The sequence below is a fragment of the Pseudomonas sp. Pseusp16 genome (assembly GCF_047324915.1).
Classification (GTDB): domain Bacteria; phylum Pseudomonadota; class Gammaproteobacteria; order Pseudomonadales; family Pseudomonadaceae; genus Aquipseudomonas; species Aquipseudomonas fluorescens_CD.
The window spans coordinates 1,713,522-1,731,681 of record NZ_CP168522.1 but is presented as its reverse complement, the minus strand read 5'-3'; the positions used below and the strand labels follow the sequence as shown (position 1 = coordinate 1,731,681).

Below are 18,160 nucleotides of genomic sequence, written 5' to 3'. Positions count from 1 at the left end.
TCAAATGATTTCCGGAAATTTCAAGTGCTAGCATTTGGCAATAAGGTCCATGACTCCATTCGTGCAGACAGTCCAATGGGATTTGCTGTCTGCGCGATGTTGAACTTACGAGTATCAGGTAAATAAAGATGACCAGCATCCATGACCAAGCGATGAACTATGTCTATCAACAAGTGCTGCAGCGATTGCTGGGATATTTCTCGCGCGCTGAACGTACCGCATTGCAATTGTTGATTCAGCGCCTGGCGGTAGCGGCGGGGGGCATGGAGCACATTGGCGATTACAAGGTGTTGGCGATCCAGTCCGGGGCCCGTGACAACTGCTACACCCTGGCACTGTTGCGTGCTGCGCAGTTGACCATTGCCACGCGGGCGCCAGCGACATTCCAGTTGCGCATCGCCTCGTTGCGGTTGAACGGAACAAGCTGCGCAGCCGAGGAAAACATGCACCGGACCAACAGCGCATTGTTTGTCTATGACGATCCCCGGGTCGAGGTGTTGATGGTCGATGATCGCGAAGTCTTGCCGTTCAACCACCTGACGCCGATCTCCGACGCCGGTCGCGAGTCCAGCCGCCTGAACCAGCTGTTGATCGGCCATCGCCGGGAATGGCGCGGAGGGTTCGACCTATGGGATGACGGTTATCTGGCCACGGGGGAGTTCTACGGACAAATCGCCCGCTGGGACGGTGGTGTCGATGCATTGCTCATCAGTGACACGCCGCGTCAGCAGAAACAGTTCATCGACGGTTTGAAGCGTGCCGCCATCAAGGCCGGGCTCAAGCCTTCGCACGCGGGCGAGGCTGGTTATGCGGGGTTGTTCGCATTGCTCGACGAGCTGGGCAGCGACTGTTATCAGGCGTTCTACGTGGATTACGGCCAGGTCCCATGGCGTCCGCAAGAGCGCTTTGAGACCTGTCGTCGTACGGCTTGCATCGACATTCACGACCTGCTGGTCACTAACCTGGAAGAGCGCTGGCCATTGCTGACTGAATTTCTCGGGTTCCAGCCTGACGAAATGTTCGCGCAGATCAGCGACAACGAATTCGTCAGCCCTTCGATCTCGGCGCACGTCCGGGGGTTGCAGGCGAGCTTCGTTCAGGGGCGCAGTTACGAGTCCGGCGTTGCGCAATACCTGCAACACGCCTTGGTGATGATGCGCCGCAAGCACTTGCCTGAACGTTTGTGCGAGCAGGCCATCGAGGTGTTCGGCAACCCGGCGACAATGAGCGAGCGGCGCGCCCGAGCGGCGGCCGAGGCGCAAAAGAACCTGGGCTTGAGCGAAACACAACTGGTGTGCCTGCTTTTTGCGCCTTTTGTCGAAAAAGGTGCGGGGCTCAAGCGTTTTCTGCGTCAGTGCCATCCGGGCATGCTGGTGGCCATGCCCGAGTTGCACCGGGCCATGCAGGGGCATCCGGTCGCCGAACAGATCATGCAATGGATGAGTGATGTCAGCGGATTGCCCGTCAGCCTGATTGGCCAGCTTTATCGCATGGAGGGGGCGCCCGCAAGCGCAAGCGGAGCACCTCAAACACCCGGCCATAGGGCTGCATTGCAAAATACTGCGGACGATCCTGGCGCTGATCAAACGTTGGTGGATGAATGGTCAGCAGGTCACTGAACGTGGGCGGATTTTCAGCCACTGCGGTCGGCCTTCAACCATGAAAGGTCCACGAGAAACGGATTTTGCCTATCAGGCGGTTTATCGATACCTGGCCAGCCTGATCAACGAGTCAGAAGGGGATACACCCATCCGTCTGCCGTCACTGCGGCATCTGGCGGAGCGCCTCAATGTGTCGATCTCGACCATCCAGTACGCCTACTCGCTGCTGGAGAAAGAAGGACGCGTCTATTCGGTGGCCAAGTCCGGCTACTACGCGCTGCCAGTGTCCTCAATCAACCTGCAGGACAGCGGCAGCGACCTGCTGGAAGCCGTCTACGTCAACGCCAGGCGCCCGGGGATGCTGGTCCTGAGCGCCGATGAACCGGCGTTGTTGCAGCCGCTCGACAGTCCTTTGTTGCTGCTGGAGCGAGAGTTGCTGCGCCAGTATCCCCGGCAGCCGCAGTCGCCTTCGCAACCCTGCGGCGAGCTTGAATTGCGCACCGCCCTGGCAGCACGCTACACCACGTCTCCCATGCGTTACTGGCACGCCGATGATGTGTACGTCGGCGCCGACCTTCGCGGTGTAATGGAAATCCTGATCGCCGTGCTGGGCTTGAAAGATGCCACCGTGGTGGTCGAATCGCCGTGCGACTGGACGATCCTGCGTTTGTTTCAAGCCGCCTGCGTGCGGGTGATCGAGTTGCCCGTGCAAGCCGATGGCTGCCTCGATCCGGAACGGCTCAAAATGCTGCTGGCTACGGAACCTGTGCGGCTGGTGATGCTGTCATCGGCCCTGAACATGCCCCGTGGCAGCCTGGCGTCTGACGAAAACAGACAAGACATTGCCCGGCTTTTGGCCGCGCATGACAGTTGGGTTCTGGAAAACGACTGTTATGGCGAACTCGGGTTCGACTTGGGCGGTGTGCGTTTTCGCGACTTGCTGGACCCTGAGCGGCTGATGGTGTTTTCCACATTCGAGAAAACCATCGGTGCGGAAGCGCCCTTCGGTTACCTGCTTTCAAGGCATTTGAGCGCTGAGCTGCAACGGCACTTTCTGCTGCGTTCCTTTCGTCTCTCGCCGATTCGCCAGAAAGCCATCGCCCGTTTGTACAGCAGCGGTCGCATCGACCAGCACCTGCTGGTGCTGCGACGGCTACTCAAGGAACGCAAGAGTCAAATGACCCTGTTGTTACAGGAGCGCCTGGCTGATGCCTTGCATTTCGTCGAGCCGCAAGGCGGTGCAACGATCTGGGTGCGCTCGTTGCGTCGGGTCAATGTACGGCGTGTGTTCCAGCGCCTGCTGGCGCATCAAGTGGTCATCGCACCGGGCGAACTGTTCAGCCTCCACGGTCTGCACGGGCAGCATTTGCGCTTGAGTCATACGTTCGGCGGCGATCACAATCTGCCGGCCGCACTCGGCTTGTTGGGGGATGCGCTGCGTCTGGAATCGATCGAGTGAGACAAGAAATAACATCCTTCACTCTGTAGGATCGATCCCATCGCGTTGCGGTCAAACTGCCAGTAAACTGCGACCCAATCCCTGAACCACTCTATTCCAGAGGTTTTGCATGACACTCAGTCCTTTTGCGGGTAAACCGGCACCGGCAGAATTGTTGGTCGACATCCCGCGACTGGTAACGGCCTATTACACCGGCCAGCCTGATGCGGCGATTTCGACCCAGCGCGTTGCCTTTGGCACATCCGGGCACCGCGGCAGCTCGTTCGACTTGAGTTTCAACGAATGGCACGTGCTGGCAATCAGCCAGGCAATCTGCCTGTATCGCCAAGCTCAAGGCATCGATGGCCCGCTGTTTGTCGGTATCGACACCCATGCGCTGTCCACGCCGGCCGGCGCCAGCGCCCTCGAAGTACTGGCGGCCAACGGCGTGACCGTAATGATCGCCGCTGGCGACGAGTACACGCCGACGCCAGCCATTTCCCATGCGATTCTCTGCTACAACCGTGGTCGCACCACCGGCCTGGCGGACGGCATTGTCATCACGCCGTCCCACAACCCGCCGCAAAGCGGTGGCTACAAGTACAACCCAACCAACGGCGGCCCGGCCGATACCCACATCACCAAGTGGATCGAAGCCAAGGCCAACGAACTGCTGGCCAACAAGCTCGCCGGCGTCAAACGCATCAGCTACGAGCAGGCACTGAAGGCCAGCACCACCCATCGTCACGACTACCTCAACACCTATGTCGCCGACCTGATCAACGTGATCGACTTCGACGCCATCCGCGATGCCAAGTTGCGCCTGGGTGTCGATCCGCTGGGTGGAGCGGGGGTGCGCTACTGGTCGGCGATTGCCGAGCATTACCGTCTGGACCTGGATGTGGTGAACAAAGAGGTCGACTCGACCTTCCGCTTCATGACCGTCGACTGGGACGGCCAGATCCGCATGGACCCATCGTCCAGCCACGCCATGCAAGGCCTGATTGGCCTGAAAGAACGCTTCGACGTGGCGTTTGCCTGTGATCCGGACCACGACCGCCATGGCATCGTCACGCCGTCCGGTGGTTTGCTGGCACCGAACAACTACCTCGCGGTTGCCATCGACTACCTGTTCCAGAATCGCCCGCAATGGCGCGCCGATGCTGCCGTGGGCAAAACCGTGGTCAGCAGCGGCTTGATCGATCGCGTGGCCAGGCGCCTGGGTCGCCGCCTGTACGAAGTGCCGGTTGGCTTCAAATGGTTTGCCGATGGCCTGTTCGATGGTTCCCTGGGTTTTGGCGGCGAAGAAAGCGCCGGTGCCTCGTTCCTGCGCAAGGACGGCAGCGTCTGGTGCACTGACAAGGACGGTTTGATCCCGGCCTTGCTGGCTGCCGAGATGACTGCCCGGACAGGTCGCGACCCGAGCCAGGCGTATCGTGCCTTGACCGATGAACTGGGTCAGCCGTTCTCGGTGCGGGTCGACGCCAAGGCCAACCCGGAGCAGAAATCGCTGTTGAGCAAGCTGTCGCCGCAACAGGTCACCTCGACCCAATTGGCCGGCGAACCGATCCAGAGCATCCTCAGCCATGCACCGGGCAATGACCAGGCCATTGGCGGCCTCAAGGTCATGACCGAAAACGGCTGGTTCGCTGCGCGTCCGTCGGGCACGGAAGACATCTACAAGATCTACGCCGAAAGCTTTGTCAGCGACGACCACCTAAAGCAACTGGTGGCAGAGGCGCAAACGCTGGTGGATGGTGCCATTTCCGCGAAATAACGACATAACCCTGTGGGAGCGGGCTTGCTCGCGAAGGTGTGTCAGCTGCATGGGCGTCGACTGACACTCCATCGCAAGCAGGCTCGCTCCTACAAGGGGTGGTGGTTCGGGCACAAAAAAAGGGGCGCATTCGATGCGCCCCTTTTTGTTGCGTTCAGCAGGTCAAGCCAGGTCCACCAGAACGATCTCGCTGTCCTCGATGGCAGTCACCCGCAACACGGGTTCATCGGCAACGGCTACACCGTCTCGAGCTTGTGCACGCAAGCCATTGACCTCAATGACACCCGTGGCCGGTACCAGGTAGGCGCGACGACTGTTGTCCAGGTGGTACTCGGCGGTTTCGCCGGCCTTCAGGTTGGCCGCTACCAGCCGGGCATCGGCGCGAATACGCAGGCTTTGATCGTCGCCTTCCTTGCCGCTGGCCAGGGTGACAAAACCTTCGCGGTTGCCTTTCGGGAACGGTTTGGCGCCCCAGGAAGGCGCCAGACCGGACTCATTCGGGATAATCCAGATCTGGAAAATCCTGGTCGGCGTCGCTTCCAGGTTGTACTCGCTGTGGGCAATCCCGGTACCGGCGCTCATGACCTGGACGTCACCCGCTTCGGTGCGGCCCTTGTTGCCAAGGTTGTCCTGGTGGGTGATTGCGCCTTCGCGGACATAGGTGATGATTTCCATGTCACGGTGCGGGTGTTGCGGGAAACCGGTGCCGGGAGCGATCACGTCATCATTCCAGACCCGCAGGTTGCCCCAGTTCATGCGCTTGGGATCGTAGTATTCGGCGAACGAAAAATGGTGGTGAGCATCCAACCAGCCGTGGTGAGCACCGCCGAGCGAGTTGAAAGGTCTGAGTTCAAGCATGATCGTCTCCAGAAAAGGTTCGTCATGGGGCGAGGCGCCTGGGCCATGAAGCGAGACCGGTGAGTGATGACAGCCATCATCCAACAGGCAACAATCGATAAAAAGCGTAAAAAATGCTGCATTCCCATCGAATGGATTGATATGAAATAACCTCGAAAGTTTCTCATCCAACCTTCACTTCATCGCATAAGCCAATGAGTCATAAGCAATTCACTAGAACTCGACGGCAAATGCAGACACCATAGCGCTCAACAGCCTCACACCCTGGAGTCAGTCCGCGTGCCGCAACACACCCCCGATCTCCCGCCCGAACTTCGCCCCTTGGCCGAGATGCCGCTGATCAAGCGATTGCTCGCCCGATTCTTCGGTTACAGCCTGACCCGCCTGCACGCACAGCATCGGGTGTCGTGGTTGCATGGCCAGGCCGACGGTTTTCGCAGCGGTCACAGTGCCGGGGTCGATTACGGCTATAAGGAAGGCAAGCTCGAAGGGCTGGAGGAGGGTCGACAGGTCCTGCTGATCCGCGACTCGCGCTCCACTGAACACCGACCACCGAATGTCGACGAACTGTTGTTCGATGATTGGCGCCTGCCGTTGAGCGCCGAGTTGAAGAAGCGCATGAAGGCTGATGTCGCCCGGTTGTTGCCAGCCCATGCCCAACCCAGCACTGCACAGTGGAAAATGATTTTCAGCGACACGCCGTCCACTTCGGTGATCGCGGGTGCCGGCGCAGGCAAGTCGACCACGCTGGTGCTGCGTATCCTGCTGCTGACCCATTATCTTGGCTTCGAGCTGAGCTCGATGACGGTGGTGACCTTCACCCGTGAGTCGCGCAAGGACTTCATCAACAAGCTGATCGAACTGTTTGCGCTCTGGGGACGAGCGATCAGTTTCAAGGAGGCGCGGGATCTGGTGCGCACCTTCCACTCTCGGATCCTGCCGATGGTGCGCAGTCTTCCGGGTTTCGAGCGTTTGCAGGCCTTCGAAAACCTCAGCCTGCGGGCAGCGCAGGGGGACGAGGAGGTCGACAGCAATCCATTCGATTTGCGCATCAACGACGCTCAACGCCAACAGCTCAACGCCTGCTATCACCGCCTGCACAGTGACAATGAACGTTTTCGCGAGTTGATCAAACCCTTGTCCCGGCATGCCTTGCAACTCAGGGAGCTGGAGCGCGATCACCCGGATGTGCAGAAACGCATGGGCGTCACCGAACTGGCGGCCAAGCGCGATGAAGAACTGTGCGACGCCATTGAAGACCTGTGGTTTCGCGCCGGTGCCTGGCCCATCAAGGGGATCGAACCGAAACGTCAGTCGTTCGATATCAACGGTTCAAAATTCCATTGTCACGGCTACATCCCGACTCTGGATGCGTGGGTTGTACTGGGGTTCGATCCTCGGGAAAACCCGCAGGTCACGCGACCAAACGCCAAGCTGTCGGTGCGCGCAGAGTGGGCAGTAAAGCGCACCCTGTTTCAAGCTTTCTGTCGTAAGCCATTGATATGGATAGATAGTTACGAATCGTCAAAACGTGTTTTAGCCTCGCTTGCCGGCGATGCCAGCGCCGGACCGGGCTTCGATTACAAGGTCAAGGGCGAGCTCGCCTCTGCACCGCTGCTGGATTGCTTTGTCGCTGCCGCCGGGTTCATCGAGAACCTCGGGCTGGATGTGCCGGACGCCGTGGCCCGGATGAGTTTCGCCAAGGACGATCCCGACCGGTTCTTCTTCGAGGCCTTGAGCCTTTACTGGCGAGCGCTGGAAGATCATTTGCTTGATCAGAAACCGCCGATCATGACCTACAACCGGATGTTTGCCCTGTTCAGCGAGCATTCGCCGGAGAATCTCAAACTGCTCGGCGATGAGCTGCTGCGACCGTTGTCACACCTGATGATCGACGAATTTCAGGACGTCTCGCCGCAGATCGTCTCCTGGATCAGGGCCAGCCTGGCAGAGATCCGCAGTCGCGGACCGGCCATGCACGTCGGACGCGCAGCCCAGCGTTCCTCGCTGCTCTGTGTGGGCGATGACTGGCAGTCCATCTACGGTTGGCGCGGCAGTTCGCCGACCTACTTCATGGAGTTCAACAAGGAGTTCCCGTCGCCAAGTACCACCAAGGTCATGCTCAGCGACAACTATCGCAGCCATCAGCACATCATTGATGCCGCCGAGCACATCGTGCGCGCGGCACCGGCGATTGCCGGCAAGAAAGCCAAGGCCAGCGGTGAACCCAAGGCCTTGTTGCCAGTGAACGTCCTCGATCGCGATGACCAAGGCATGGCCCAACGCCTGATGGAGCATTATCGAAAGGGCGATTCAATCTTGATGCTTTATCGAAAAAGCAGCGATAAGTTATTGATAGAAGAACATATTCAGTCTGTAGTTAATGTTGATTCGAGGTTGCCGCATGAGGCGCGCAGGCTCAAGCAACTGACGTATCACAGCGCCAAGGGCCTCCAGGCCGATGCGGTGTTTTTGCTCGGCGACTGCCAGCACCTCACCAGTTCGCCCTACAAAAATCAGGTCTACCGGATGGCGGGCCTGGGCAAGGCCGGTGACAGTGAACCCTACGACAACGCCCAGAAGGACGAGATCCTGCGGCTGGCGTATGTGGGTATCACCCGCGCTGTCAGCCATTGCTACTGGTACGTTGATGCGCAGGACTCCCAGGCCGCGAACCTGCCCAAGGCATCCGACCGGATCGGCAAGGGCAAAGCGTTTTTTGCCGACCAGCGTAAAAGCCAAATCACCGCCTGACTTCTGTAGGTGTAGGAGCGAGCTTGCTCGCGATGGTCGTTAACGATGCCGCGTGTTTACTGACTAAACGCAGCGCCCTTGAGTCCATCGCGAGCAAGCTCGCTCCTACAGGTACAGGTACAGGTACAGCGTTCAACAAAAAGCCCACATAAAGTGGGCCTTTCAACAACCGAGCCTTCAGGCGTAACTCCTGAAGGCCTCCGGTGGGGTGAAGGTTTCAAGCTCATCTTCTACTGCTTCGATTATTCGTTCTACATCCGCGGCATTCATGACGGTGGCGCATGGAATACCGGCAATGGCGATCATGGTCTCGCCAGTGGCACGGTCAAAAAGACGGGCAATCATACTGCCCGGCGCGTCCATGCTCGCCTCGAAACCCATGGGATGAAAATGCCAGCGCATCAGCTGGCAGGCGTTTGGAAACGTGACTTTACTGAACCCTCTATTCATGTGTTGCCCGCCTTCATTTTCGAGCGCTTCCTTTAGCTCATGGTAGGGGGGAGAACCTTCATTGGTTCAACCAGTGGCAGTTTTTAAAAGTAGCATCCGGATGTGAAATAAATGTGGATTTTTCAGTTCGTTTGGCGATTGCTGCCATTGTTTTGATTCAGCTCAGTCTTGTTCGCCATTGGCGGGTACCCGCCATCCTCTGTTTAGTCGTTGAAGACATAGAGGAAGTTGGGCAAGCTCGGTTTTTTCCCGTCGAGACATCCAATGCACGCCGATGATGATGGCCCGTTGCAAACCCAGGCCACGGGCGAGACGGTCATGCGCTATCACTTGCGCTGGAAGCACCGGGATCTGGATGGCGTCATGGCGCTTTATCACCCCGAAGTCCAGTACAACGACTTTTTCCAGAACCGGGTCATGGGCCTGGCCGAACTGCGCGAATACGTGCGCAGCAGCATGCCCCGGGATCCGGATGAAGCACTGGAGCACTCCGACCGCATTCGTCTGGACGGCAATACCGCGTTCATTCAATACCGAATCACCTTGCGCGGTGGTGAAGGACTGGTGTCGTTTCGCGCCAGCGAAGCGATCACCGTCAGGGACGGGTTGATCTGGCGGGTCAATGAATATGCTTCACTGGTGCACGAACAACCCGGCAGCAAGACTTCCGGCAACCAGCGCCCGGCGGTCAGTCGACTCGGCCTGTCACCTCGCCAATTGAGCTTCATGGCTGATGACCTGCAGCAATATTTCCAGCGCCAACAGCCGTACCTTGACCCGGAGCTCGATCTGCAACGGGTGGCGAAGGAGTGCGGGTATAGCCGCAACCAGATTTCCTATCTGTTGAATCAGGTGCTGGGCCAGAGCTTCTACCGCTACGTCAACCAGGCGCGCCTGCAACATTTGCTTGCTGCGCTGGATGCCGCCACTCCGCCACTGCGTATCGATGAGCTGGCCTTCGCTGCCGGATTCAATTCGCTGTCGGCGTTCTACAGCTGTTTCCGCCAGCACACCGGCCAGTCACCCAAGGCCTACGTCAAACAAATTTCTTTGCGTGCACGCGCGCAAGACAGCCCCTGAGCCCACGCACTAGGATCGCCGTCATCGAAGTTTGAGTGGCGGAGTCTTGCATGCCGGCGTGGCGCACTATCAGTTTGTGGATGGACCAGCTCGACGAGCCGCTATTGGCGCGTCCGGCGCTGGAGCGGGATCTGGATGTGGACGTGGCAATCATCGGCGCGGGCTACACCGGCCTCTGGACTGCGTACTACCTCAAGCGGCAGAAACCTGAACTGAACATTGCCATCGTCGAAGCGCAAACCGCCGGTTTCGGCGCGTCGGGGCGCAATGGCGGCTGGCTGATGGGCAATTTGCTGGGTGAAGATCGCCTGCTGGCCGATCTTGCGGTCGAAGAGCGCCGCGCTTCCTACGATTTGCTGCACAGCATTCCGGATGAAGTGGAGATTGTCCTCAAACGCGAGGGCATCGACTGCGATTACCGTAAAGGCGGGGTGCTGTATTGCGCGGCGCGCTATCCGGAGCAGGAGGCTAGCCTTCGCCGCTACCTGGACGATCTTCACCGCCAGGGCCTCGACGACAGCCACTATCGCTGGCTGAGCCCGGAACAACTGGTGCAACAGATCCGCGTCGCCAAACCCTATGGCGGTATCTACGCACCGCACGTTGCGACCATCCACCCAGCCAGGCTGGTTCGCGGGTTGGCCCGGGCCGTTGAGCGGCTGGGGGTCAACATTTACGAAAACAGCCCGGTCACCCATTGGCAGTCCGGTAGCCTGCGCACGGCGAAAGCCTCGGTGCGCAGCCGCTGGATAGTGCCGGCGGTAGAAGGCTACTCCGTCACCTTGCCGCCATTGGGGCGTTATCAGATGCCGGTGCAGAGCCTGATTGTCGCGACCGAGCCGTTGTCTGCGGCCACCTGGGACGAAATCGGCCTGAGCCGCGGCCAGGCGTTCAGCGAGGCCAGTCGCCAGGTCACCTATGGCCAGCGTACCGCTGACAACCGTTTGATCTTTGGCGCCCGGGGCGGCTATCAGTTCGCCGGCAAGCTTCGCCACGACTTCGACCTGACCACGGATGAAAAAGAGCTGCGGCGCTATCTGTTCGGCGAGTTGTTCCCGCAGTTGAAGAACGTGCAGATCACCCATTCCTGGGGCGGCAACCTGGGCATGTCCCGGCACTTCAAGCCGCACATGCTCTGCGACCGGGTCAACGGCATCGCCTTGTCGGGCGGCTATGGCGGGGAGGGCGTCGGCGCCAGCAACCTGGGAGGACGGACGCTGGCCGACCTGATCCTGGGGCGCGACACCGATCTGGTACGCCAACCGTGGGTCATCCCGCAGCGAGGCCTGGACGCGCTCAGGGCCTGGGAGCCGGAACCCATCCGCTGGCTCGGCTACAACGCAATCATCCGCAGCTTTGTCCATGAGGACCAGACCCTGGCCAACCCGGCCACTGCACCTTGGCGGCGCAAGCTGGCCAGCGGGGTTGCCGGTTTCATGGAAGGTTTCATGCACTGAGCGGCGCGCTCTTCATCTACAGGCTACATCGACAGGTATTCCCATGAGCATCACACAATTCAAGAACACCGCAACCCTGAAACTGCAAGAGTCCAACCCGGTCGCCGTGCCCCTGGGGACTCCAGTGGCCGTGGCTTCGACCACCAGCGTCGAACGCGACGATGGCGTCGAGACCGGTGTCTGGGAATGCACGCCCGGGCGCTGGCGGCGGCAGATCGTCGCCCAGGAATTTTGTCACTTCATCCAGGGCCGCTGCACCTTCACACCCGACGGCGGCGAACCGATGCACATCGAGGCCGGCGACGCGCTGATGCTGCCAGCCAATAGCCTCGGTATCTGGGACATCCAGGAAACCGTGCGCAAGACCTACGTTTTGATTTTTTGAATGCTTTTGAAATTTGAAAGCTGATCTTTTGATTGCCTGCCAATAACAACAACCTCTACAGGAATCGACTCATGATCCGAAAGACCCTGACTCTGGCTCCGCTGATGCTGGTTGCATCCATCAGCCAGGCCGCCGAAACCGTCAAAATCTACAACTGGTCGGATTACATCGCGCCAGACACCACGAAAAATTTCCAGAAAGAAACCGGCATCGGCTTCACCTACGACGTCTACGACAGCAACGAAACCCTCGATGGCAAGCTGATGACCGGTAAATCCGGGTACGACGTGGTGTTTCCGTCCAACCACTTCATGGCGCGGCAGATTGAAGGCGGCGCACTGAAGAAGCTCGACAAGAGTCAGTTGCCGAACTGGAAGAACCTCAACCCGGTATTGCTCAAGGCATTGCAGACCAACGACCCGGGCAACGAGCACGGCTTCCCGTATCTGTGGGGCAGCACCGGCATCGGCTACAACATTGCCAAGGTCAAAGCGGTGCTGGGCGACAACGCCCCGGTGGATTCCTGGGACCTGATCTTCAAGCCCGAGAACATGCAGAAGTTGCAGAAGTGCGGCGTGGCCATCCTCGACAACGGCCCCGAACTGCTGCCGGCCGCGTTGAACTACCTCGGTTTGCCGCATCACAGCAAGAACCCGGAAGACTACAAAAAGGCCGAAGCGCTGCTGATGAAAGTGCGGCCATATGTCAGCTATTTCCACTCGTCCAAGTACACCAGTGACCTGGCCAATGGCGACATCTGCGTCGCGGTCGGTTTCTCCGGCGACATCCTGCAAGCGGAAAACCGCGCCAGGGAAGCCAACAATGGAATCGACATCGGCTACTCGATTCCCAAGGAAGGCGCAGCGATCTGGTTCGATATGGTCGCGATGCCGGCCGACGCCCCGGACGACAAGGCTGGCTACGCCTTCATGGACTACCTGCTGCGCCCGGACGTCATGGCCAGCGTCAGCAACTACGTGCATTACGCCAATGGCAACGAGAAAGCCGACAGCCTGATCGACCCTGCGATCAAGAACGACACCAAGGTTTACCCAAGTCCTGAAATGATGGGCAAGCTGTTTGCGCTGGAAGCGATGCCACTGAACATCGACCGGGTGCGTACCCGGGTCTGGAACAAGATCCGTACCGGCAGCTGAAGCGTTGAGCGGACATCGGGACCGGACGTCCCGATGCCATCGTCATCAACTGACCGGCTCGGCTGCACAACTCATCTGGCCTGAGCCGGGAATCTGCAAAAACACGTCATTGTCGATTTGCCAGAAGCTGTAGTTGCCTTTGTAATCCTTGCCCGTGTACTGGGTTCCGGAATGGCTCGGCACCTGGTTCAGGGTGATGGAGGTGTTCGCCCATTTCAGGAACACAACGCCCGGTTCGACCGTAAAGAAGGTCGCAGCAACCAATGCGTTAAACCCTGCGCAACGATAAGCCACCGGGCCTTCCGTGAGCCTGCTTGGGTCCTTGGTTCTCGCAATGGCCGAGCCCTGGCGCAGCTGGAACGCACGCTCGGCATAACTTCGGATGACGCACGCCTTGGCTTGAGTCCCGCCACCACACTGGTTACGGGACTCCATCCAGAACCGCTGATCAATCTCGACTTTATCCGGGCGCGGCACTGAATGGTCATCGGTGAGCGCCAGGAGATAAAGACGATCGAGTTCCAGGTCCATGCGCGCCAGTTGCGCGTCGTGACAGACAAGTTTTTCGGCGGATGCCTGGGGGTTGGCGCAATCGAAACTGGTTTTGTACGTTGGCAAGGGCTTTGGCTTGGCCTTTGTCTTTGTGGCGGCGTCACACAGGCTCGCCGTCACGCACGCGCTGACGGCGAGCACAGAGACCAGAAGTGGCGTGACCATTTTCATGTCGGCTTCACCCGGATCATTTCGTGAGGCCCGTGGTGTAAGGCAATCCATCGAACCCTTGCACCGTCATTCGTTCATGGGCTGTATCGCAGTTTAAGGCAGTGTGCAAAACCTGCCACACCGGGGAGGGTTCCAGTGGGGCGACAACGCCGGTTGTGCAGCCTTTGCGGAGCTGAAATGGTTATTGCCTGATGGTCATTCGTTGCCTGCTCGCGAAGAACGATAACCCGGTATTCAGAGGTGATCACCTCATTGGAATGTTTAACGGATTAAACATAAATAGTCGGACGATTCGAGTGCCCGGAAACTTACCTATATTTAATAATTAAATTGTCGATTGTCCGACAATAACTCCCGTCTAATATTTTTCAACTCGATACTTTCTCAGTAAACCCACTGTTTACGGGCACATTCCTGAATGCACAAATTTGACGTCAAAAAAGTAGTGGACGTTTGATTTCTAATTGTGTCAGTTTTCCTACGCCTTCAATGGGCGAGTGATAGGACGATCTCGCCAGGGATCGTCGCTATCTGACAAAAAACTGTTCCATAGCTAAACAAGGAAGTGTGTTTATGTCGAAAGTAAAAGATCACGCTATTGATTCCGCCGAACAGGTGCTGTTGCCACTGTCAGCATTGGCGGCAAGCAGTTCTGCATTTAATCAGATCAATAGTTTCAGCCATCAGTATGATCGGGGCGGCAACCTCACGGTCAATGGCAAACCGTCGTTCTCCGTCGATCAGGCAGCCAACCAATTGCTGCGCGACGGCGCTGCTTACCAGGACAAGGATGGTAGCGGCAAAATAGAGCTGACCTATACCTTCCTGACTTCGGCATCGTCCAGCACGATGTACAAACACGGGATTACCGGGTTCAGTCAGTTCAGCGCGCAGCAGAAAGCCCAGGCCGTGCTTGCCATGCAATCCTGGGCCGACGTGGCCAATGTTACCTTCACAGATAAGGCCAGCGGCGGCGATGGCCACATGACCTTCGGCAACTACAGCGGCGGTCAGGACGGCGCGGCTGCGTTTGCCTACCTGCCTGGTACCGGGGCCGGTTACGACGGGACTTCCTGGTACCTGATCAACAACAGTTACACGCCCAACAAGACCCCGGACCTGAACAACTATGGCCGGCAAACCCTGACCCACGAAATCGGCCACTCCCTGGGCCTGGCCCACCCCGGCGACTACAACGCCGGCGAGGGTGCACCGACCTACAATGACGCGTCCTACGGGCAAGACACCCGCGGCTACAGCGTCATGAGCTACTGGAGTGAAAGCAACACCAGTCAGAACTTCAGCAAGGGCGGCGTCGAAGCCTACGCGTCCGGCCCGCTGATTGACGATATCGCTGCCATCCAGCAGCTCTACGGTGCCAACACCACCACTCGCACCGGCGACACTACCTACGGTTTCAACTCCAACGCCGGTCGCGACTTCCTTGGCGCGTCTTCGTCGGCGGACAAGGTGGTGTTTTCGGTCTGGGATGCAGGCGGCAAGGACACCCTGGACTTTTCCGGGTTTACCCAGAACCAGAAGATCAACCTCAATGAAACGTCGTTCTCGGACGTCGGCGGCCTGGTGGGTAACGTCTCCATCGCCAAGGGTGTCACCGTCGAGAACGCCATTGGCGGTTCGGGCAACGACTTGCTGATCGGTAACAACGTGTCCAACGAGCTCAAAGGCGGTGCCGGCAACGACATCCTTTACGGCGCTGGCGGCGCGGACAAACTGTGGGGCGGCGCAGGTTCGGACACCTTCGTGTTTGCGGCCAGCAGTGACTCCAGGCCTGGTACGGTCGACCAGATCCTCGACTTTGTCAGCGGTCTGGACAAGATCGACCTGACCGGCATCACCAGCGGCGCGGGCCTGCACTTTGTCAGCGCCTTCACCGGGGCGGTGGGCGATGCGGTGCTCAGCACCTCGGGCGGCAACAGTTTGTTGTCGGTCGACTTCTCCGGGCATGGCGTGGCTCATTTCCTGGTCAGTACCGTGGGCCAGGCGGCGTACTCGGACATCGTGGCTTGATGTGAGGTGAACAAGGAGGGCGGCGCTCGATGCGCCGCTCTCTTACCGTAAGCAGGGTTGCGGCCCGGAGTACAAAAACCTATGACGCACAGCGTCTTTTCCCGCAAGGCAAGCGCGTGGCTTCTGGCAGCGCTGATGATTTCTACTGGAGATGCAACCATGGCAAGCAGTCTGAAACTGGCGGATCCGTCGGAGTTGGCTGGCAATTGGCTGGCCACGTTGAATGCCGCACAAGACACGGACAAATCACCGTTCGTTGCGTCGAATGATTGCTTGATCGAGCTTCAGCCAAACCAGACCCTGGGCGCCGGCGCGGACTGCTTTACCGCCTGGCTTGGGGAGCAGGCAATCGGCTGGTTTCCTGAACCGGACGGCATTGCAATCACCGGCAGGGAAGGCTCAAAAATCCTGTTCTTCAGCCGCCAGTTCGAAGGGCTTTATCAAGGCACTTTGCAGTCAGGGCAGACCATTACCCTCAAGCGGTCGACGCGATAGCCGCAAAAGCAGTCAGCGCAATCCCCCGGCACTTTATCGATCACAAAACATTGTTCGTTATTTGTAAACGATAACGGGCAAACAATGTCTCGACCGTGTGTGGACAGTTAACTGGAACCTCGCCCACGCGTGGCGATAAATATCAGCTCAGGAATAACCAATGAAGATGGCGAAGGCCCCAGCCACCGCACCATTAATCAAGGCACTGGGGGACTATAAGAGCATCTTGATCAGCGTCGGTTGTTTTACCGCCCTGATCAATATTCTGATGTTGGCGCCCTCTATCTACATGCTGCAAGTCTATGACCGGGTACTGTCTTCGCAGAATGAAACAACACTGGTCATGTTGTCGCTGATGATTGTCGGGTTCTTTGCCTTTATCGGTTTGCTGGAAGTTGTCCGCAGTTTCATCGTTATCCGTATCGGCAGTCAGTTGGAGCGACGGTTCAATCTGCGGGTCTATCGGGCGGCGTTCGAGCGCAACCTGTTCAAAGGCGAAGGCAATGCGGGACAGGCGCTGGGGGATCTGACACATATTCGCCAGTTCGTCACCGGCCCTGCGTTGTTCGCGTTTTTCGATGCGCCGTGGTTCCCGGTGTACCTGTTGGTGATTTATCTGTTCAACATCTGGCTCGGCGTTTTTGCCACGGCGGGGGCTTTGTTACTGATTGCGCTGGCCTGGCTTAATGAGTCCATGACCAAAAAACCGCTGGGTGAAGCCGCCGCGTGTTCCCAGCGATCCAGCCAATTGGCCACCAGCCATTTGCATAACGCCGAAACCATTCAGGCCATGGGTATGCTGGGGGCGTTGCGCAATCGCTGGTTCCAGGTGCATTCACGGTTCCTCGGCCTGCAAAACCAGGCCAGCGACACGGGCGCCGTCATCAGTTCCTTGAGCAAAACCCTGCGCCTGTGCCTGCAATCGTTGGTGCTGGGCCTTGGCGCGTTGCTGGTGATCAAGGGTGACATGACCGCCGGAATGATGATTGCCGGTTCGATCCTGATGGGCCGTGTGTTGAGTCCTATCGATCAGTTGATCGCCGTATGGAAGCAGTGGAGCGGCGCCAAGCTGGCTTACCGCCGTCTCGACGCCTTGCTGCAAGCCTTCCCGTCGGGCGACGAGGCCATGGCGCTGCCGGCGCCGAAGGGCCAGATCACTTTTGAGCAGGTCAGCGCGGCGCCTCCGGGGCAACGGGCGGCGACCCTGCACCTGGTCAGTTTCAGCCTCGCTGCGGGTGAGGTAATGGGCGTGCTCGGTGCTTCCGGTTCCGGTAAATCGACACTGGCACGGGTACTGGTGGGTGTCTGGCCGACGCTCGGCGGTACTGTGCGGCTCGACGGTGCGGACATCCATCGCTGGAACCGCGACGACCTCGGGCCTTACATCGGTTACCTGCCGCAGGACATCGAGTTGTTCAGCGGCAGCATCGCGCAAAACATCGCGCGTTTCCGCGAGGCCGATCCACATAGCGTCGTGGCCGCCGCACAGCAGGCCGGGGTGCATGAACTGATCCTGCGCCTGCCGCAGGGGTACGACACCACGCTCGGCGAAGACGGCAGCGGCCTTTCCGGCGGGCAGAAACAACGGGTGGCCCTGGCCCGTGCGCTGTACGGCCAGCCGCGCCTGGTGGTGCTGGATGAGCCGAACTCCAACCTCGACACCGTGGGTGAAGCGGCGTTGGCCAGCGCGATTGCGCAAATGAAGGCCCAGGGCACCAGTGTGATCCTGGTGACCCATCGTTCTTGCGCGTTGGCCCAGGCCGACAAGTTGCTGGTGCTCAACGACGGGCGCTTGCAGGCGTTTGGTTCGAGCCAGGACGTGCTCAAGGCACTCTCGGGGGCTCAGCAAGCACAACATGAAAAAACCGCGCAAGCGCCGGGCGGGCTCAGCATGAGCTGGCAGTCTCAGCCCGCGACAAGGAGTTCGGGCGTATGAGCCGTAGCCAGGTAAACC

14 protein-coding genes are annotated in these 18,160 nt (G+C 58.9%); 11 read left to right on the top strand and 3 right to left on the bottom strand.

Features of this window, described 5'->3' with window-relative positions; genetic code table 11:
* Positions 1 to 128: 128 nt before the first annotated feature.
* The 3 genes from ACEN8Q_RS07590 (at position 129) to pgm (ending at position 4,816) form a co-directional block, all read left to right on the top strand.
* On the top strand, positions 129 to 1,619 hold the full coding sequence (locus tag ACEN8Q_RS07590; RefSeq protein WP_413704888.1) for a hypothetical protein: 1,491 nt from the start codon (positions 129 to 131) through the stop codon (positions 1,617 to 1,619).
* A 40-nt stretch (positions 1,620 to 1,659) separates the two neighbouring features.
* On the top strand, positions 1,660 to 3,060 hold the full coding sequence (locus ACEN8Q_RS07585; protein ID WP_413704887.1) for a PLP-dependent aminotransferase family protein: 1,401 nt from the start codon (positions 1,660 to 1,662) through the stop codon (positions 3,058 to 3,060).
* A gap of 109 nt (positions 3,061 to 3,169) precedes the next feature.
* On the top strand, positions 3,170 to 4,816 hold the full coding sequence (gene pgm / locus ACEN8Q_RS07580; protein WP_413704886.1) for a phosphoglucomutase (alpha-D-glucose-1,6-bisphosphate-dependent): 1,647 nt from the start codon (positions 3,170 to 3,172) through the stop codon (positions 4,814 to 4,816).
* Between the two features lie 162 nt (positions 4,817 to 4,978).
* On the opposite strand, the gene ACEN8Q_RS07575 is transcribed toward pgm, so the two are convergent.
* Positions 4,979 to 5,674: a pirin family protein gene (locus ACEN8Q_RS07575; protein WP_413704885.1), complete on the bottom strand. Its 696-nt coding sequence runs from the start codon at positions 5,672 to 5,674 to the stop codon at positions 4,979 to 4,981.
* Positions 5,675 to 5,953: 279 nt separating this feature from the next.
* Here ACEN8Q_RS07575 and ACEN8Q_RS07570 point away from each other — a divergent pair, with 279 nt between their 5' ends.
* Entirely contained in the window at positions 5,954 to 8,428 is a 2,475-nt protein-coding gene (locus ACEN8Q_RS07570; protein WP_413704884.1) for a UvrD-helicase domain-containing protein, read from the top strand.
* Between the two features lie 177 nt (positions 8,429 to 8,605).
* Here the strand turns inward: ACEN8Q_RS07570 and ACEN8Q_RS07565 are convergent, their stop codons facing one another.
* Positions 8,606 to 8,878, bottom strand: coding sequence for a DUF1652 domain-containing protein (locus ACEN8Q_RS07565; RefSeq protein WP_413704883.1), 273 nt, complete (start codon positions 8,876 to 8,878; stop codon positions 8,606 to 8,608).
* Positions 8,879 to 9,142: 264 nt separating this feature from the next.
* On the opposite strand from ACEN8Q_RS07565, the gene ACEN8Q_RS07560 reads away from it, so the two are divergent.
* The 4 genes from ACEN8Q_RS07560 to ACEN8Q_RS07545 all read left to right on the top strand — a co-directional run bounded on the left by ACEN8Q_RS07560 (position 9,143) and on the right by ACEN8Q_RS07545 (position 12,957).
* Positions 9,143 to 9,958 (top strand): helix-turn-helix domain-containing protein, encoded by an 816-nt coding sequence (locus tag ACEN8Q_RS07560; protein ID WP_413704882.1) that lies wholly within the window; start codon positions 9,143 to 9,145, stop codon positions 9,956 to 9,958.
* A 50-nt stretch (positions 9,959 to 10,008) separates the two neighbouring features.
* Entirely contained in the window at positions 10,009 to 11,415 is a 1,407-nt protein-coding gene (locus ACEN8Q_RS07555; protein ID WP_413704881.1) for an NAD(P)/FAD-dependent oxidoreductase, read from the top strand.
* A 43-nt stretch (positions 11,416 to 11,458) separates the two neighbouring features.
* Entirely contained in the window at positions 11,459 to 11,800 is a 342-nt protein-coding gene (locus tag ACEN8Q_RS07550) for a cupin domain-containing protein (RefSeq protein ID WP_413704880.1), read from the top strand.
* 71 nt (positions 11,801 to 11,871) lie between these two features.
* Positions 11,872 to 12,957, top strand: a complete 1,086-nt coding sequence (locus ACEN8Q_RS07545; protein ID WP_413422775.1) for a polyamine ABC transporter substrate-binding protein — start codon at positions 11,872 to 11,874, stop codon at positions 12,955 to 12,957.
* A gap of 45 nt (positions 12,958 to 13,002) precedes the next feature.
* On the opposite strand, the gene ACEN8Q_RS07540 is transcribed toward ACEN8Q_RS07545, so the two are convergent.
* On the bottom strand, positions 13,003 to 13,680 hold the full coding sequence (locus ACEN8Q_RS07540) for an MliC family protein (protein ID WP_413422773.1): 678 nt from the start codon (positions 13,678 to 13,680) through the stop codon (positions 13,003 to 13,005).
* Positions 13,681 to 14,253: 573 nt separating this feature from the next.
* Here ACEN8Q_RS07540 and ACEN8Q_RS07535 point away from each other — a divergent pair.
* The 3 genes from ACEN8Q_RS07535 (at position 14,254) to ACEN8Q_RS07525 (ending at position 18,142) form a co-directional block, all read left to right on the top strand.
* Entirely contained in the window at positions 14,254 to 15,711 is a 1,458-nt protein-coding gene (locus tag ACEN8Q_RS07535) for a serralysin family metalloprotease (protein WP_413704879.1), read from the top strand.
* An 81-nt stretch (positions 15,712 to 15,792) separates the two neighbouring features.
* On the top strand, positions 15,793 to 16,206 hold the full coding sequence (locus ACEN8Q_RS07530) for an AprI/Inh family metalloprotease inhibitor (RefSeq protein ID WP_413422769.1): 414 nt from the start codon (positions 15,793 to 15,795) through the stop codon (positions 16,204 to 16,206).
* A gap of 160 nt (positions 16,207 to 16,366) precedes the next feature.
* Positions 16,367 to 18,142 carry a type I secretion system permease/ATPase gene (locus tag ACEN8Q_RS07525; RefSeq protein ID WP_413704878.1) on the top strand — a complete coding sequence of 592 codons (1,776 nt, stop codon included), beginning with the start codon at positions 16,367 to 16,369 and terminating at the stop codon, positions 18,140 to 18,142.
* Positions 18,143 to 18,160: the final 18 nt, after the last annotated feature.

What these genes read in the sequence shown, in the direction of transcription:
- ACEN8Q_RS07590 (WP_413704888.1), top strand. Translation starts at nt 129, where the DNA reads ATGACCAGCATCCATGACCAAGCGATGAACTATGTCTATCAACAAGTG.
- ACEN8Q_RS07585 (WP_413704887.1), top strand. Translation starts at nt 1,660, where the DNA reads ATGAAAGGTCCACGAGAAACGGATTTTGCCTATCAGGCGGTTTATCGA.
- pgm (WP_413704886.1), top strand. Translation starts at nt 3,170, where the DNA reads ATGACACTCAGTCCTTTTGCGGGTAAACCGGCACCGGCAGAATTGTTG.
- ACEN8Q_RS07575 (WP_413704885.1), bottom strand. Translation starts at nt 5,674, where the DNA reads ATGCTTGAACTCAGACCTTTCAACTCGCTCGGCGGTGCTCACCACGGC.
- ACEN8Q_RS07565 (WP_413704883.1), bottom strand. Translation starts at nt 8,878, where the DNA reads ATGAATAGAGGGTTCAGTAAAGTCACGTTTCCAAACGCCTGCCAGCTG.
- ACEN8Q_RS07560 (WP_413704882.1), top strand. Translation starts at nt 9,143, where the DNA reads ATGCACGCCGATGATGATGGCCCGTTGCAAACCCAGGCCACGGGCGAG.
- ACEN8Q_RS07555 (WP_413704881.1), top strand. Translation starts at nt 10,009, where the DNA reads ATGCCGGCGTGGCGCACTATCAGTTTGTGGATGGACCAGCTCGACGAG.
- ACEN8Q_RS07550 (WP_413704880.1), top strand. Translation starts at nt 11,459, where the DNA reads ATGAGCATCACACAATTCAAGAACACCGCAACCCTGAAACTGCAAGAG.
- ACEN8Q_RS07545 (WP_413422775.1), top strand. Translation starts at nt 11,872, where the DNA reads ATGATCCGAAAGACCCTGACTCTGGCTCCGCTGATGCTGGTTGCATCC.
- ACEN8Q_RS07540 (WP_413422773.1), bottom strand. Translation starts at nt 13,680, where the DNA reads ATGAAAATGGTCACGCCACTTCTGGTCTCTGTGCTCGCCGTCAGCGCG.
- ACEN8Q_RS07535 (WP_413704879.1), top strand. Translation starts at nt 14,254, where the DNA reads ATGTCGAAAGTAAAAGATCACGCTATTGATTCCGCCGAACAGGTGCTG.
- ACEN8Q_RS07530 (WP_413422769.1), top strand. Translation starts at nt 15,793, where the DNA reads ATGACGCACAGCGTCTTTTCCCGCAAGGCAAGCGCGTGGCTTCTGGCA.
- ACEN8Q_RS07525 (WP_413704878.1), top strand. Translation starts at nt 16,367, where the DNA reads ATGAAGATGGCGAAGGCCCCAGCCACCGCACCATTAATCAAGGCACTG.